The sequence below is a fragment of the Haloarcula pelagica genome, from assembly GCF_030127105.1.
GTDB lineage: Archaea > Halobacteriota > Halobacteria > Halobacteriales > Haloarculaceae > Haloarcula > Haloarcula pelagica.
Genome location: NZ_CP126161.1, coordinates 1,614,670 through 1,631,725, shown reverse-complemented (window position 1 = coordinate 1,631,725; position 17,056 = coordinate 1,614,670). Strand labels below are relative to the sequence as shown.

11 protein-coding genes and 1 pseudogene are annotated in these 17,056 nt (G+C 59.8%); 10 read left to right on the top strand and 2 right to left on the bottom strand.

Annotated elements, in window-relative coordinates; all coding sequences use genetic code 11:
• Nucleotides 1–182: 182 nt before the first annotated feature.
• Nucleotides 183–3,854, top strand: a complete 3,672-nt coding sequence (locus P1L40_RS08550) for an ATP-binding protein (protein ID WP_284010902.1) — start codon at nucleotides 183–185, stop codon at nucleotides 3,852–3,854.
• Between the two features lie 7 nt (nucleotides 3,855–3,861).
• On the opposite strand, the pseudogene P1L40_RS08545 reads toward P1L40_RS08550, so the two are convergent.
• Nucleotides 3,862–4,686 (bottom strand): annotated as a pseudogene (locus P1L40_RS08545) (IS5 family transposase).
• A gap of 291 nt (nucleotides 4,687–4,977) precedes the next feature.
• Between P1L40_RS08545 and P1L40_RS08540 the strand changes: the two are divergent.
• The 3 genes from P1L40_RS08540 to P1L40_RS08530 all read left to right on the top strand — a co-directional run bounded on the left by P1L40_RS08540 (nucleotide 4,978) and on the right by P1L40_RS08530 (nucleotide 7,059).
• On the top strand, nucleotides 4,978–5,586 hold the full coding sequence (locus tag P1L40_RS08540) for a type II toxin-antitoxin system death-on-curing family toxin (protein ID WP_284010901.1): 609 nt from the start codon (nucleotides 4,978–4,980) through the stop codon (nucleotides 5,584–5,586).
• 58 nt (nucleotides 5,587–5,644) lie between these two features.
• Nucleotides 5,645–5,851 carry a hypothetical protein gene (locus P1L40_RS08535; protein WP_284010900.1) on the top strand — a complete coding sequence of 69 codons (207 nt, stop codon included), beginning with the start codon at nucleotides 5,645–5,647 and terminating at the stop codon, nucleotides 5,849–5,851.
• Between the two features lie 455 nt (nucleotides 5,852–6,306).
• Nucleotides 6,307–7,059: a TraB/GumN family protein gene (locus tag P1L40_RS08530; protein ID WP_284010898.1), complete on the top strand. Its 753-nt coding sequence runs from the start codon at nucleotides 6,307–6,309 to the stop codon at nucleotides 7,057–7,059.
• Nucleotides 7,060–7,200: 141 nt separating this feature from the next.
• Here P1L40_RS08530 and P1L40_RS08525 read toward each other — a convergent pair whose 3' ends face one another.
• A complete protein-coding gene (locus P1L40_RS08525; protein WP_284010897.1) occupies nucleotides 7,201–7,923 on the bottom strand; it encodes a fumarylacetoacetate hydrolase family protein in 723 nt (240 codons plus the stop codon).
• Nucleotides 7,924–8,214: 291 nt separating this feature from the next.
• On the opposite strand from P1L40_RS08525, the gene P1L40_RS08520 reads away from it, so the two are divergent.
• From P1L40_RS08520 to P1L40_RS08495, 6 genes are all read left to right on the top strand, one after another.
• Nucleotides 8,215–9,132, top strand: a complete 918-nt coding sequence (locus P1L40_RS08520; RefSeq protein WP_284010896.1) for a winged helix-turn-helix domain-containing protein — start codon at nucleotides 8,215–8,217, stop codon at nucleotides 9,130–9,132.
• A 396-nt stretch (nucleotides 9,133–9,528) separates the two neighbouring features.
• Nucleotides 9,529–11,457 carry a COG1361 S-layer family protein gene (locus tag P1L40_RS08515; protein ID WP_284010895.1) on the top strand — a complete coding sequence of 643 codons (1,929 nt, stop codon included), beginning with the start codon at nucleotides 9,529–9,531 and terminating at the stop codon, nucleotides 11,455–11,457.
• Between the two features lies 1 nt (nucleotide 11,458).
• A complete protein-coding gene (locus tag P1L40_RS08510) occupies nucleotides 11,459–13,969 on the top strand; it encodes an efflux RND transporter permease subunit (RefSeq protein WP_284010894.1) in 2,511 nt (836 codons plus the stop codon).
• A 288-nt stretch (nucleotides 13,970–14,257) separates the two neighbouring features.
• Entirely contained in the window at nucleotides 14,258–16,009 is a 1,752-nt protein-coding gene (locus P1L40_RS08505; protein WP_284010892.1) for a S9 family peptidase, read from the top strand.
• Nucleotides 16,010–16,105: 96 nt separating this feature from the next.
• The gene (locus tag P1L40_RS08500; RefSeq protein ID WP_419181198.1) at nucleotides 16,106–16,732 is read left to right on the top strand and encodes a class I SAM-dependent methyltransferase; all 627 of its coding nucleotides are present in this window, start codon (nucleotides 16,106–16,108) and stop codon (nucleotides 16,730–16,732) included.
• On the top strand, nucleotides 16,726–17,046 hold the full coding sequence (locus tag P1L40_RS08495) for a DUF3784 domain-containing protein (RefSeq protein WP_284010890.1): 321 nt from the start codon (nucleotides 16,726–16,728) through the stop codon (nucleotides 17,044–17,046). Before P1L40_RS08500 ends, P1L40_RS08495 begins: the two co-directional genes overlap by 7 nt.
• Nucleotides 17,047–17,056: the final 10 nt, after the last annotated feature.

Here is a 17,056-nt window from a genome sequence, read left to right as displayed (position 1 = left end):
GGGTGTCCTTCGTGGCTGAACGCACGGATGGCGAGGCCAATGGGGACGCCGAACTTCCAGTTCCGGTCGCTGAACCAACGCTCTCAGAGACCGTTCCAGTCCCTGACCCAGTCGAACCACGGCCCTATATCGAGATACGCCCGGCAGAGACGACGGTCGACCCTGGTGCTGTAGGGCAGGCTATGGATCTCCTGCACACGTTGCTCACCGATTTCACTCAAACGGGATTGAAAGACCGCCTGTTCGGATCGACACAAATCCCGCTCGTTGAGTGGTTGCTCCTTTCGGATGGCCGTGAGGATCCACAGATTCGCTATCTCGTCGGGACCAACTATTCTGATCTGATCGAGGATCTACTGGGCGTTCTCCGGACGTGTTTTCCGAACTCCTATGAGTTTCGTGAGATCGAATTCCATCCGCGTTATATCGAGGAGTTTCTGCCAATCGCAGATCGTGGGGTGCAACCAACGCCGACATCACCAACCGGTCAGGAGATAGATACCCGGATACATCCATACATTGTGGGTGTCGAGTACCGCGGACAGGCCACACGCAAGCGTGACTGGCAGACACCCCTACAGCGCTTTGGCCATCGTGGTGCGTCTCGGGATGAAACGCGGTGGACACCAGGTGGCGACCAGCGTCACTATCGAGGGCAGAATCGGCCAACGGACACTCGCGAGGAGTCCGCCCAGTCACATCGCGTTCCGTTAGCCCCACTCGTCGAAACGATCTGTGAAGCCACCGTCCCGGTGTGTTATCAAGTCGTCTGTCGACCACACGAAGACTGGAGTAAGAACGCGAATCGCTATCTTAAAGCGCTCGATGAGGGCCAACTCGGGCTTGCCAGTGGCGTCGTTGATTTCATTTCGCCACGCTCACGTGAGCAGCTGGCCGCCTACGAGCCACCACTTGAAGACCGCAACCGAATTGCAGGCATCCAACAGCGTGACCCACAGCGGACCTTTGCGGTTTCGGCCCGGGCAGTAGCGATGAGTCGTGAGCGTCCCGGGCGTGTCGAAGCTGTGGCCCGTCGTCTTCGAAATGCGTTGTCGAGTGTGAACGGCCAGTATCACACCATCGTCGGACAGGTTCGGAGTGACGATGAAATGCATGGCTCTACGGTCCCACCAGGCTCAGCGATCTTCGGGGACCTCTGTAGCCGGGCGCTCTATGACGTGAGCTACGAGGCGTTCGTGAATCCCTTTTCTCGAAATACACCCGAGAGTACGGGTATTGTCGTTGCGCCCGCAGAGTTACCGGGACTGTGTCTCATCGATGGGACGGGCCTGACACCCGGTGGACAACGGGCGCTCTCGGCGCGTCGTCGTGAACGGACCGGGCTCACCTTGCCTCCGCCCCAACAGCTCATGCGCTACCGACCACCGGGGATGGCCCTGTGTATGCCACTCACGCATGACCGCCAGCCGTATGGCCAGCCACTGTATCTGCGTCCGAGTCAGCAGGATAGACACCTCGTCGTGGTCGGAGACACGGGGGCAGGCAAATCCGTACTGATGGAGCAGGCGGTATTGACGAATCGGGAAGCGACAGCTGGGCCGGAGATTCTCTTTGATTACAAAGGCGGAGGCACGGCCGAGGAGTACCTTCGAGCGCACTACGCCGAATACGGCAATCTGGACGATGTGTTGTATTTCGACCTCTCGAAGGTGTTACCTGCCTTCTCGTTTTTCGACATCCAGCCGCTGCTGGATGCTGGCATTGCTCGGGAGGAAGCTCGTTCGCGAACGGCCGGGCACTACGAAGAGATTCTGAAAGGGCTCATGGGCGCAGAGAAATACGGCGAGGCCGCAGAATCAGTGAAGGCCATCCGCAACCACCTGCGAGCGCTCTATGATCCCGTCCATGGCAATGATGCCTTTTCGCACTCGGAATTATATTATGTGCTCCAGCGTGCCCAGCGCGGCGAGGAGATGCCCCCAACGAGCGATGAACAACTGACTGCGTACTTCAATGGGCTCGCTGATCGAGATAGAGATATCTTCACGAAGGTACTGGGCGGGGCCGTTGGCCGTGTCGAGACCATTGCCACGGACGGCCGGCTTGCACCCGTCTTCGATCACGTGCCTGTGGACGGGGACGGTGAGGATGGTGGTCCAGCACCCCACTTCGATTTCACCGACTGGCTCGCAGAAGACGCTGTCATCGTCTTCGATTTCGGTGGAATGGAGTCATCGATTAAGCGCACGCTGACGATGGTCATCTTATCGAATCTCTGGCGTGCGCTCAAGGCCCGCGAGCAGGCTACCAGAGGGACCGATGCGCAACTCCCCCAGGTGAATCTGTATCTCGAAGAAGCTCGTGACGTCGGGGCAACCAAGCTCATGGACACACTGCTTTCGGAGGGTCGCAGTTTCGGCCTCTCGATGGCACTGGGTGTGCAGTTCCTCGAACAACTGGACTCGCCAGACCCCTCGAACAATACCTATCAAGAGGCGCTCAATGAGACGGCCACCTTTGTCGTTGGGAACGTCTCGGTCGATACGGACCTCCCACGGGCGCTCGCGACTGAGGCGATGGATCCCGAGGGTGTTGCCAGACGACTGAGTGCCATGGGTCGTGGTGAGTGGCTCGTCCGACCGGGCAGTGAGTTTGGTGATGAACCAGTCAAACCGTTTCTCGGGGAATCATTGCCCGCTCCGGCTGGCCACCCTGCGAGTGAGGCTCCACTCGACGGGCAGACGATGGCAGCGTTTCGGGAGGCATTCGAGACGATGCAGCAGGAGACGGCGAACGTGTCAGGTCTCGTCCACGCTGAGACTGGTTTGTTTGGAGAGGAGACGGTCGACGAAGACTCCGACACTGAAGCTGACACAGACAGCGAGGACGACGTTACGGAAGAAGAGACAGAGGTGATTGCACGCTCTGGTTCGGAGGGTCGTCTCGATACGCTACTTACCCACACCAAGCGCATGCCGTCGTGTGTTCGCTTCGATGCACAGACTGACGCACTCTGTTGTACCAACTGCGAGAATCGCTATGACCCATCGATTAGAGGGATGGAGCGGGCCATCGAGTGCTGTCACGACCTCGAAGAGGTGGACAGCGACGACATCCCCATTTGTGAGTTTAACCTGAAGCTCTCGCCTGCGGAGATCAGTGACTCGGAATGGTCGCTCAAACAGTTGCTGTTCATTCAGGCAGTGTACAACGCCCAGCAACTGCGTTATGACCCACTGGAGTACGACCTGATGAGCGATTCGATGCTCCGACTGCGTGAGTACGTGGGCATCGAGACTGACGAGGTACAGGAATTACTGGATGCGAAGCTGGTTCGCATCGATGGTGACCATCCCCACCGGCTGTATTCGGTCTCGCCAGTTGGGCGAAAGACCGTTGGAGAATCCTACAGAGAGGGCATCGATTACGGTCATGGCAGAGGCGACTTAGAAGAATCCAGTGAGCACGTCTTGGGTGTCCAACTCGGTATTCAATTGCTCGAACAGGAGTTCCGAGATGATCCTGACTCCGATGTCGAGATCGTCCGGCCGTATCATGAACTCCGCAGGGGAGAATTGCCCGCCTCGGCGTTCATGGGTACGGGCGCGGAAGTCGAGGATGTCACTGAGGGCTATGAACAACGACGCTTGGACGTCGCCGGGCTCGATAGTGAGGAGAACGTTGTTGTGGCTATTGAGGTCGAACGGGTGAATCACGACACTCGCCGTGCAGTCCCGGCTGATTACGATAAGATGGCTGCCTGTGGGGTCGAAGAGGCAATCTGGATCGTCATTAGTCGGAAGGATGGACACGAAGTACTTGCGGCGCTGAACGATCCACTTGAGGGACCGCCACGGGTCGAAAAAACGGCGGTGGTGAATCACCAGACGTAGCTTGATTTCACTGTTTTAGAGATTGCTTGATGTTGTGAACCGCACACATCAGGACGAGTTCACGAAATTCACCGTACCAGGTTCGTGCACGCACGGCGTCACCGAGCGTGCGCTTGATCGTGGAGAAGACGGTCTCACACATCGCTCTCTGGCGGTATCGAGGCCCATCGATCCGCGCGTTGTGCGCGTGATCGATGGGCCGGAACTCACGATGTTTGATCAGCGGTCTCACGCCTTCTTCACGGAGTTTATCGCGTAAATCCATCCAGTCGTAGCCTTTGTCAGCAGCGAGGCTGGCGAGGTCGCCCGCGTTGCGGAGGGCGACCTGCCAGCCGTTGTGTGTCGTGGCGTTTCTCGGTCGTACAATGAACGTCCAGAATGGCTTGGCTTTCTGTGTCGACGAGAGCAGTTGCTTTGAGTGTCTGAACCCGGTAATTCGTCCGGCGACAGTAGTGCTTGCTAGCGTTTTCGCGGTCGAAGAATGTCGCGTCTATCGCGGCGTGACCGCTCGGCTCGTGCAGTTGCGCCGACAGGCGCAGCAGCACTCGCCAGAGTGCTGTCTTGATTCTGTCAAACCACTTGATTAGCGTCGAGTGGTCGGGGAGATCGGCCGTGTCGAGTCCGATCTCCCCGAGTATTTGTGGCATCTCGCTCAGCAAATCAAGTGCTTCTCGGTAGGATTTTTCCAGGTAAACCCGCAGACAGTGCAGCGACACCACCGCATACTCGGCGAAGCCGCCACCCCTTCGGGGGCGGCGACTTCGCCTCGCTCACCAACAGCATTTTTAGCTAACTGAACGACTTTGCTCGTGAAGCGGGAGATCTTCGACATAGAGCATCGGCGGTTTCCCGCTTCAACTTCCTTAGTTCTAACGGTCGAAGTCGCCGTCGTCCAGCGATTCACCAGAGCCGAAAAAACCTATAGTGAGAATACGCCACCGTCACATTTCAAGATCGACACGCCAGGGTTGACGGATATTCTCCCGATTGGGTATATCCGGAGTTCGGTGTTGGACTAGCGCGGGCTCCCCTACTCCGGTTCTGCACATCTAGCGACTGTGTGTGATTAATTGTCGCTCGCGTACAATGATATTGAAGACAGTGGCCCTGCTCAACATATGTAATGGCAGATGAGCCCGAAGAAGGAGGTGAGTCCGAAGTTGATCGTTCTTTGTTTACTGATCTAGAGACCGCTGATTCGGATGGGACGTTCCCTACGGAAGGTGACGGATTTTGGTACCCAACGGTTGATGAAATCGTCGAGATCCACGATGAGATAATCGCCGAGGATGACGACAGCCAGTCCGGTATCGAAGACCGAGACCGAATTCAGTTTGCGATTGATTATATCAGAGACGGGATAATGGGAAAAGAGCCTGAGACTGTTCATGAAAAAGCGTTTGCGCTAATGCGCCTCATCGCCTCAAACCATTGGTTTGTCGATGGAAATAAGCGTACTGCGCTGAATACTACTACGCTGTTCTACCTTCTCAACGGCTATGACCTCACCTACGGGGAAGATCTCAGGTCGATGCTCAAATTGCTCGCTGTGAGAGAGGATCTAATCAATCGTGAGGTTGCGAGTCAATACTTGGCTGATCAAACAGAGCCGCTGGATATGTCGACAATCCTTGGCATGGCTCTTGTTTCGATCGCCGATAGCTTCTTAGAGGATATGAATGCTGAGGACATAGTCGGAGATCTCATTGGTGGTAACGGAGAGGCGAATTGAGCAGAGCTGACTAACCATAATGGTTAACAGCACAACGGACACTAGTTTCAGGTACGCAATGGCTGTCGAAGATAACGAAGAGGCTCCACCGAAGAACGTCATGGAGCAACTCCTCAACTCTGTACGAGAAAAATATATTGAGGAACACGGTGAGAAACCCTCTGAGGATTTCATGCGCCGAGCACGGAATGAAATCGTGCATAATCTCGCCAGCCATGACCGCGAAGAACATCGAGCAATATACGACGCACTCGCGGACGAATAACAACTGCTTACGAGGACTGGTCAGTATCTCAGCCTTTGCGACCGTCTGAATCGCAACAACGATGGAACCGCCCGCATGTGGACCAACCGTACAGCCTCGTTCTTTGTGAGTGTACTCCGCTCACCCCAAAAGCAGCTGAAAGGGAGTCTCTGCGAGTTCGACCTTCGCGACCTCTGCGTCCTGAATAACGACTACTGCTTGCTCGTAGCCATCCCAGTAGTGCGCTGCACCAGCACCGTCGACTGAAGATGGGGTCCTACTGTTCACTGTGATTTTGAGGTGGGGACTGGAGTCCTCGGCCACTGGTGGTGGACTGCTGGGGCGTCTTCATGATGTATTCGAGACAAACTGTGTCTCCCGATTGGTACTGCATATGAGTAACAAGTATGTTCATAGCATAGAGTCGGAAATATGACATGTGTCCAAGGTTCTGCGGGGTGAACCTACAGAGACTCATGTCCGAGTTCGGAACCATCACGCTCATTCCGAGTGTTCATTACTCACCAGTCCATCGGTCTCGCGTTCGAACGACCATCCGAGAGACGGATCCCGACATCGTCGCCGTCGAACTCGGGACGGAACGCTACGACCGTCTCCAGATGGACAGTTCGTTGGACGCCTGCAATCTGGCACATGATCTCCCGGAATCGACTGCACCCACGTACCAGACGTTGAAAGCTCTCCAGCAGACAGTGGCGCGTCTGTATGGACTCGACCCGGGGCAATCCGACATGGCAACAGCCATCGACACAGCAGCCGACCTGGATATCGACGTTGCGCTCATCGACAACCCGATATCAGCACCCATCGAGGCGATCTCGGCTCGTGTCGGTCTGGACACCATGCCGAAGATGCTGCTCCGGACGCAGTCCATTGGCCCACGGGAGTGGGTTGAGCAGGTCGAGCTCTGGATGCGGCCGCTTGGCACCATCACCAGCGGCGATGACGTCCAGCCAGCGATCGACCAATTGCGTCGGCTCCTCCCAGAGGTTGCGAGAGTGCTCATCGATCAGCGTGACCGGGCCATGGCACATCGGCTGCACAGGCTCCGATCTGAGGGCGCCGATGTGGTTGCAGTTATCGGGGCAGGCCATCACAATGGCATCAAGACTGTTCTTGATGAGCTCACAGACCAACCTGTCGAGTCCGACATCACTGTCCCGATCCGATCGCCCAGTCGGGACGTGACCACTATTCCGATTGAGTAGCTTCGTGTGGATTGTGGTCGGTGATTCATGCTATTCAGCAGTGCTCTGCCTATTTGCCACGACAGCGGTACAGTTCGAGCATCTTGGCGTAGCATCTGAGACAGGAAATTCAGATATACCGGGCGCTCCATTGACGCCGTTTTAGCTGTGCGCTTCGACGACATCGTTCGAGAGCGTGCCAACGCCTTCGTACGTGATTTCTATCGTATCGCCAGGGGTGACTGTGCCCGGATTCGCCGGGCTCCCGAACGCAATAGCATCACCCGGTCTGAATGTGAATCGCTTAGAGAGGAAGGAGACTATCTCCTGGGGGCTGAACAGCATCTGTGCTGTCGTGGCCGATTGTCTCGTTTCGCCGTTGATGATGGTCTCCATCTCGATATCGTTGGGATTGAGGTCCGTTTCGATCCAGGGCCCGAGCGGCGCGGAGGTCTCGAACGCTTTGCGTGCCGTCCGGCCCTGTTGATCCAGCGCGTCGATATCGTTCATGACCGTGTAGCCACGGATGATATCCGATACCTCATCCACGTCGACATCATGGCATCGCGTGTCAATTACCGCAACAAGTTCCCCTGCGTAGGTGAGTTCATCGGTCCAATCCGGGTATCGCACCGGTTGTCCGGGACCGGTCAACGCAGCCGGTGGCTTGATGAAAAAGTCCGGTTCGTCCGGTCGGTCGTAGTCCATCTGATCGAGTGTTTCGGTGAAGTTCCGACCGACACAATAGAGAGCTGACGGAGAACAGGGATAGGTCAGTGAGCCGTCGCGCCTCTCAACGTATTCACCGTCGTCAGTAGTTAGGACTCCATCTTCATACTGCCCGCTGACGATGCCATCGGGGGTCTGCATCCGCGCTCGTTTCATACCCACGCATTCAACGGGAAGGCAAAAAACCCAACCACAGTAGTCTCAGCCGAGAGAGGGGGACATGTGGTCGTTGCAACAGCGCAGTCCTCTAACCTGAACTCATATTGAACCTAGTGATCGTGATTAGTGAGATAATCACGACCCATCGTTGAGCGGTATCTGTATGATAACCGTCGCGGAGAACCAGACTTCCTTACTGGAGTTTCCTACTAGACGCACAACTGATAGGTAGCTTCCGTACTGTTTCTATGGCCGTAGATTAAATATCGTTGTCGTTCATCGACATCTATGGGGAGCGAACAGACAGCCGACGAGCTCTTCCAGCTCCTATCCGACGAGATCAGACTCGACATACTCCGGACAGTGGCGGTCGCACAGAACGAGAACAAACAGCGGGGCGTCGCTTCGCTCTCGTTCTCCGAGATCTACGACCGAGTCGAAGTCGACGACACGTCGAAGTTGTCGTATCATCTCGGCGAACTAACCGGCACGTTTCTCAGGAAACACGACGAGAACGACAGCTACGCGTTCACACACGCCGGGGAGCAACTGGTCCGGTTCGTTCTGGCCGAGAACTACCGCCAGCCCGATCCAGTCGGCCCCATCGAGACGGAGGGTGGGTGCCAGTGGTGCGGAGAGCAGACGCTGGAAGCGATACTCGAGGACCAGTACTTCATGATGTACTGTACCGCCTGTGAGCGGGGCGCGACCGCGTATCGTGTCCGACCAGCCCAGGTTCGTGACCGAACGGGTGAGGACCTCATCGACGCTGTCGCCCGGGAGCAAGTCGGGGACCTGCTCAAATCACGGCGTGGTGTCTGCCCGGACTGTGCGGGTCGCATCGAGACCGAGATCTGGGACACCGAGGACGTCCCGTTTCCCGGCGAGCCACCTGTCCCGTTCATCACCGCCAGTGAATGTCAGTCGTGTCTTCGGTTCCTAAGTCTCCCGCTCCCGGTGGCTGCCGCCTACCATCCGGAGTCGATATCGTTCCACTGGGGGCACGGACTCGACATCCTCGACGCCGGTATTTGGAAGTTCAATGGCTACCTCTACGACGACCAGTGGACAGCAGAGCGCGTCGCGACGGACCCGGCCGAATACCGGGTCGAGTTCCGTCGTGAGGAAGCCACCCTTCGACTGTTCCTCGACGAGACTGCCACGGTCACACACACCGAGCGCGTGCGACGCAGAGGCCAGCGATAGCGACCATAGTGATAGAATTATTTCAAAACCCTCGTTGAGCGATCTAGACCGTTTCTGGATTATTCTCCTGAATAGCTTTTCTATATCCTCTCGAGCCACTCAAATCGCTTAAATTCGGTTTTGAAACGATCGCGATAATATATCAATTCTTCGATAATTCTTATAGGTGGGTAGTGTGACGTTCCGGCTGTCGACAACGATGATCGAACCGATCTCGCCGACCGAGATTCCCCCGGCGACTCGACCTGTCGTACAGCCCACCGAACGTCTACAGTATCCAGTCGGTTTCGACGATGTCTCCAGAGAGCGAGACAGCAGCCGATGTCGCTGGCAATCGGTGATACTACCCCGCAGTTCGACCACTCTCCCGTCCGTCCGAACGGAGGTGGGTGCCGAATGATAGCACGTCGGCTCACCACCGTTCTGGTCGCAGCTGTCCTCCTGACCGCATCCGGGACTTCGTTGGCTGCAGTCACCGGAAGCCCCGACATCACGGCCTCGCTTTCGGACTCGACGGTCGTCCCCGGGGAGGAGGCAACGTTCGACGTCGTCCTGACCAACACCGGATCGCTCGACACTGCGTCCTCGCGGAATCCGGGGTTCAACAGTGAAGTGACGACCGCCCGTGGACTACGGGTCGACATCAAGGACGGGGACGGACCGTTCACGATCACGACCGACGAGCAGGTGTACGGGTCGTTCCCACAGGGGACGACCGAGCCCCTCTCGTTCGCTGTTGTCGTCGACGAGAACGCCGAACCGGGCACCTATCGACTCCCGGTCGTCCTCGAGTACAAGTACACCGAATTCATCTCCGAGACCAGCGGAGACAGGGACGAAGCCACCGAGACCACCCGGGAGATGGTCACCGTCACAGTCGCCGACCGGCCGACGTTCGCTATCACTGACGTCGACTCGAACGTCCGAGTGGACTCGACGGGGACGGTCGAAGTCACTGTCGAGAACACCGGGTCTGAAACCGCATACGACGCGGCGATCGGCTTCGAGTCCAGTAGTCCCGACCTCTCCGTCGGTGGACAACAGGCCAGTTCCCGGTACGTTTCGGCATGGGGGCCCGGAGAGACCCGGACGTTCCAGTACCGCATCGGGTCCGCACCGAACGCCAACGCCGACACGTACGAGTTCGGCGTGACCGTCGACTTCGAAGATACGGACGGCGTGCGTCGACAGTCCGTCGAGCAGTCGGTCGGTGTCCCGGTCGCCCCAGCGCAATCGTTCAGTGTCGTCGACACCGAGAACGACGTCACCATCGGTGACGATGGCTCGTACGACATCACGCTCCGCAACGAGGGGCCAGTCGCGGTCACTGACGCGACGGTCCAGATCAGCTCACAGAGTAGTGATATCTCGTTCGGTGACGCCACGTCGACGACCCAGTACGTCGGTTCCTGGCAGCCCGGTGAGACCCGGACCGTGAGCGTCCGGGCAACGGCAGACTCGAATTCCGACCGACAGTCGTACGCGCTTTCGGCACAGGTCAGATACGAGGATCCGGAGGGAGACAGTTCGCAGACCGACCCCCTGTCTATCGGGCTGACGCCACAGCAGGAGCAGTCGTTCCGACTCGACGGTATCGACGGCACGTTGCGTACCGGTGACGACGGCCGAGTGAACGCCACACTCACGAACACCGGCGACCGTGCCGTCGAGAATCTCGTGGTGAACTGGCAGAGCGACCACAGCAACATCTCGCCACAGGAGACCCAGTTCGCGGTCGGTGACCTCGCTGCGGGCGAGTCGGCGACGGTCACGTTCGGCGTCGACGTCTCCGACAGTGCGGACGCCGGACCCCGGCAGTTCGAATTCGTCGCTGTCTACCGTGACGGCGACGGCGACCGCCACGAGAGCGACAGTCTGGTAGGGCAGGCTACTGTTGCCGACGCGACCGACGAATTCGACGTGTCCGTGGACAACGGGACCGTCACCGCTGGTGGGTCCTCGACCATCGACGTTATCGTCACCAACACTGGTGACGAACAGGTGACCGACGTCTCCGCCAAACTGTTTGCCGACGCTCCCATCTCGGTGTCTGACGACGAGGCGTTCGTCTCCTCGCTCGCTCCCGGCGAGTCCACCACGCTCAGGTTCAGCATCAGCGCGAGCGGTGGCGCACTCACGAAGGCCTACCCGCTCTCGCTGGACTTCCGCTACGAGGAACCGGACGGCGACACGCCAGTGTCGGATACCTATCGCGTACCGATTCGGGTGTCCTCCGAGAGCGGCGGCGGTGTCCCGCTGACTGCCGTCGGCGGCCTCGTGATCGTCGGACTCCTCGCAGTGGGCGGCTACAGCAGGTACCAGTGAGATGAACTACCAGGCGCTCATCGACCGGATCGACGACCGCATCGTTGACGACTCGCGGCGAGTCGTTGCTACCTTCCTGGTCGTGACGCTGCTGTTCACTGCGGGTCTGGGCAACGTCTCGACGAACTCTGGGACCTCCCAGTTCACGAGCGGCCTGCCCGCCGAGCAGGCCTTCGAGCGAGTCAACGAGGAGTTCTCGCCGACGTTCACGGCGGATACCGGGAGTGCGCAACTCGTCCAGCGTGGTGAGAACGTCCTCTCGAAAGAGGGGTTGTTGCGGATGCTGCGGGTCCAGCAGCGTCTCTCCGCGGACGACGACCTACGTGTCCAGAGTACATCCAGTGCAGCGCAGTTGGTGGCCCAGCGGCTCGACCCGTCGGCGACCACGCTTGGGGCACAGATTCGGACCGTCGAACGGGCCTCCGAGAGCGACGTTGACCGTGCAGTCCGTGACGTCGCAGCGACGAACCCCCGGTTCGGTTCGCTGGTGAGTACAGATTTCAACCGGGAGGCCGCGACAGCCTCCGCGACCGTCGGCATCGTCACCCACGAGGTTCCAGCGGGACTCTCCTCGGGGACGGGACAGAGCGGGTCCAGCCCGCTGACGAGTATCCAGCAGCGGGCGCAGTTCACCGTGCAGTCGGCTGCCGGTGGCTCGATGACCGTCTTCGGGACCGGTGTCGTGGCCAGCGAGAACGCCAGCGTGCTGGTCGATTCGATCCTCATCGTCGTCCCTGCCGCAGTGCTGTTCATCCTCCTCTTCCTCGTGGTCGCCTACCGGGACCTGGCGGACCTGCTGCTCGGGACCCTCTCGCTGTTCATGGCGATCGTGTGGACGTTCGGCTTCATGGGGTTGGCGGGTATCCCGTTCTCGACGCTCCTGATCGCCGTTCCCCCGCTGTTGCTCGCAGTGGGGATCGACTTCGGGATCCACGCCGTGAACCGGTATCGAGAGGAGCGGGCAGACGGTACTGGCATCGCCGACTCGATGCGGGTCACGACCGATCAGCTCCTGGTCGCCTTCTTCATCGTGACTGGGACGACTGTGATCGGGTTCGGAGCGAATCTCACCAGCTCGCTGCCTCCGATCAGGGACTTCGGTGCGGTGGCCGCTATCGGAATGACGTTCACGTTCCTCATCTTCGGTGTGTTCCTGCCGGCTGCCAAAGTAGAGCTCGACCGGCTCCGAGAGCGATACCCGATCCCGACGCTCAGCCGCCGGCCGCTCGGGTCCGACGGGTCAGCGCTGGCACGAGTCCTCGGGGGCGGCGTGTACGTCGCGAACCGCGCGCCTGTCCTGTTCGTCGGCCTGCTCCTCCTCACGAGCGCTGGTTCCGGGGTGTACGCGACGGACGTCTCGACCAGTTTCGAGCGGACTGACTTCCTCCCCCCGGAAGAGAACCCCGACTTCCTGATGCAGCTCCCGGAACCGTTCCGGCCTGGAACCTACACCGTCACCGAGCAGATCAACTTCCTGGACGACACCTTTGACGCCCGGCAGAGCGACACGACCACGATATACCTGGAACGGCCGATGCGACAGGACGACGCGCTGGAGTCGATCTACCGGACCAACAGGGACCCACCCGACTCGTTCGTTCGCGAGAACGGCCGGGCCGACGCGACGTCCATCCTGACCGTGATCCAGGACCGGGCAGCACGTGACCCCGAGTTCCGGCGGCTCGTCCAGCGCAACGATCACAACGACAACGGGGTTCCCGACGACAACCTCGGCAAGGTGTACGACTACCTGCTGGACTCCTCGTCTAGGGACCGAGCGCTCCGGTACATCGGCGAGGACTATCGGAACGCCCGCATCGTCTACATGGTGCAAGCCGACGCCAGCAACGACGACGTGGCGGCGGACACCCGCCAGGTCGCCGCCGACTTCCGGTACACTGCCATCGCCACCGGAAACACCGTGGTGTTACAAGCAGTGACCGACCTTGTCCTGGAATCGGCGGTGCAATCGCTCGTGGTGGCACTCGCCGGAACCGCGCTGTTCTTGATGGCTGCCTATCGGGTTCTGGAAGGTCAGGCGTCCCTCGGCATCGCGAACCTCGTGCCCATTGTCGTCACCGTCAGTGCCATCGCCGGGACGATGCGACTGCTCGGCATTCCGTTCAACGCCATCACGGCGACGATTCTCGCGGTCACGATCGGGCTCGGCGTGGACTACACTGTTCACGTCACCCACCGGTTCGCCGACGAGATACAGGAACAACCGCTCCAGGCGGCACTGGACGCGACTGTCAGCGGAACCGGCGGTGCATTGCTGGGCAGCATGTTGACGACGACGGCAGGCATCGGCGTCCTCGCCCTGGCGATCTCCCCGGCGCTGGGCCAGTTCGGCGTTCTCACCGCAATCTCCATCGTCTACGCGTTCCTCACCTCGGTGTTCGTGCTGCCATCCGTCCTGGTTATCTGGTGGCGAGTTACCCAGCGCGAGTGGTCTGTCACGCCGCGCCCCTCGCTCGGAGAGACGGATTCTCCGATCCCGGGCGACGACTGATACCATCTCCGGCGTCCTCTCGATCCATTCTAGACCTCCTTCTTGTTGTGCGCGTACGAGAACAGCATCCTCCCTGACGACAAGTATGAAAGAATAGTTTCAAAAGCACGTTTTACTGAATCGATACGGCACACGGCAGCTCTCTTGCATTGTAATTAAACCCGTTCTCGGTCCCACGAAACCGCTTAAATCCGATTTTGAAACACTCTCGATAATATATCAATCATTCGATAATACTTATGTGTAGTCGAATCGTCGTTTCGGGTGTGAATCGAGGCAGACACCGATATGACGACGACTGACACCACCACAGCGAACCGATCGACCGAACAGTTCGAAGCGTATCTGGACCAACTCGCACGATCACACGGGGTCTCCGGGTACACGATGACGCCCGAGGGAACACTCGTCTACGCCGCATACGATGGCGGCGAGTACGATCTGCAGACGCCAAACGGCTCACTCACCGACGCCGATGGCGACCTCACGAACCCCACCTGGCTCCGGGACCGTGGCACACTCCTCGCATACCGCGACCAGGGTGGCACAGAGCAGTACGACCTCCTGGAAGTCGATCCCGAGAGCGGGTCGACGACGCCCGTCCTCAACGATGGGTTCCGAAATTTCCGTGCCCGTCAGCATCCGACGGTGTCGGATCAGGTCTCGTTCGTCTCGAACCGGAACCGCTCGCTGGACCTGTACACGGTCACGCTCGACGACGGCACCGTCACCAGACTCTCCGAGAGCGACGCGCCGGTGATGGGATACGCGTGGTCGCCCGACGGCACGCGGATCGTCTATCAGGCAGGCACCGTCGACGACGCCTGCCTCCGTGTCGTCGACCGTCGTACCGGACGAGACGACGTGTTCGTCGACGAACCCGACTCGGAACAGTCGTTCGCGTTCACCGACGACGGCCGCGGTGCTTGGGGGACAGATGGAGTCGTGTTCACGACTAACCACCAGACCGGCTACCGTGAACTCGCGGTCGCCGAACCCGACGGTGACTACACCCTCCGGTACGTGAACAACCGCGACAAGTACGACCCCCAGTGGACCGAGGGCGGTGATATCGTCTTCCTCGAAGCCAGCCGAGGCGATTGGAAACTGCGTCGACTCACCGACGGCGCAGTCACGACCGTCGAGTCGTCCGGGATGAACGTGGACGTCAAGACCATCGACGGTGACGTCTATTACAGGCATTCGAACTCTGCGACCGACGGCGACCTCCACCGAGACGGTGACCCCGTGGTCACGGTGGGTCAGGTCGACGGTCCGACAGTCTCGCCCGAAGACGTCACCTACGAGTCGTTCGACGGCACCGAGATAGCAGCCCGGCTCTACATGCCCGACTGCGCTCCGGTCGGGGGAATCGTCAAAGCCCACGGCGGGCCGGAAGCACAGGCCTACAACCCCCTCGACCTCACCACACAGGCGCTCGCCCACGCCGGCTTCGAAGTCCTAGCCCCGGACGTCCGGGGGAGCCTCGGTTACGGTCGAGCGTTCCGGACGGCCAGCGACGAGGACCTCGGTGGCGACGATCTCACGGACGTGGTCGCAGCCGCAAGTTACCTCCGGGAGCGGGGGCGAGAGAACGTCGGCATCGTCGGGACCGCCTACGGCGGCTCCATGGCACTGCTGGGCGTCGGTGCGACCGACGCGTTCGACGCCAGCGCGAGCGTCTGTGGTGTCGTCGACTGGGAGACTGCCGTCGAGAACACCAGGGGGGACACCGCCGATATGCTGCTCCGGAAGTTCTGTGGGGCCCCAGCGGAGAAACCGGATCTGTACGCCGATCGGTCGCCGATTACGTACGTCGACGACATCGACGTTCCGGTACTGATCGTCCAGGGTGGGAACGACCCCCGGGTTCCCCAGAGCGAGGTCGATCGACTCATTGCGTCACTGCAGGAGCGCGACGTCGAACACGAGTACCTGCTGTTCGACGACGAGGGCCACGGCGTCGAGCGAACGGCGAACCGCGTCGAGTACAACACACGGACTGTCGAGTTCTTCGGCAGTACCCTCTGCGAGAACTAGCGACCGAATACAATGACTCATTCAGACCATACCGACGGCACTCACGATCATCGAACGGCACAGCCGACCGACACCGATCCAGTCTCACACCAGTCGATGTCGGTCTCCGAGATCAAATCCTGGTACGCGGACCACGCCGACTGGATGCACCGGTTCGAACGCGTCGACCGACTCCTCACGGGACGCTATCGCCGCCACCGGTTCGGTGATGTCGACGGCCGAGTACTCGACGTCGCCTGTGGAACCGGGGCGAACTTCCGGTATCTACCCGAGTCGGCCGACCTCGTCGGGATCGACATCAGTCCGGCGATGCTGGACAGGGCCAGCGACCAGCTCGCGTCGCTCGGCCGCGACGGGACGCTCCGGGAGATGGACGCGCAGGCGCTCGACTTCGCCGACGACAGCTTCGATGCAGTGATCTCGGCGATGTCGACGTGCACTTTCCCGGACCCCGTCGCCGCGCTCCGGGAGATGGAACGGGTCTGTCGACCGGACGGTACGATCCGTCTCGTCGAACACGGTCGGAGTGACGTGGCACCCATCGCCCGCTGGCAGGACTGGCGGGCCGACGCCCACTACGAGAAGAGCGGCTGTCGCATGACCCAGGATCCACGCGAGGTGGTCGAGGCTGCGGGCCTGTCGATCCAGGACACCACGACAGGTCTGTTCGGGATACTCACGACCTTCGAGGTGGCACCCGACGGGAGTGACGAGAGATGCTAGCGCTCTCTGCCGACGCACTGGAGTGGATCGCCGTCGGGGCCCTCGTCACTGTCGCGGGCGCACTGATCAAGTTCCGCGGGTGGACGTTTCTCCTGGCCGGGTACGACGAGAGCGTCCCCGTGTCGGAGGACACGGTACAGAACGTGGCGGGGAACACTGTCCTCCGCGTCGGCATCGCCGTCTTCGCGTTCGGTGTCCTCCGAGCGGCACTGACTCTCCCGTCGTACCTGGGTGCGTTGATCGGGGCTGCAATCGTCCTGGAGGTGGCCCGAATGGTGTACCGGGTGAACGCCCAGCGCCCGGCCGCAACGTGAGGGCCACGGA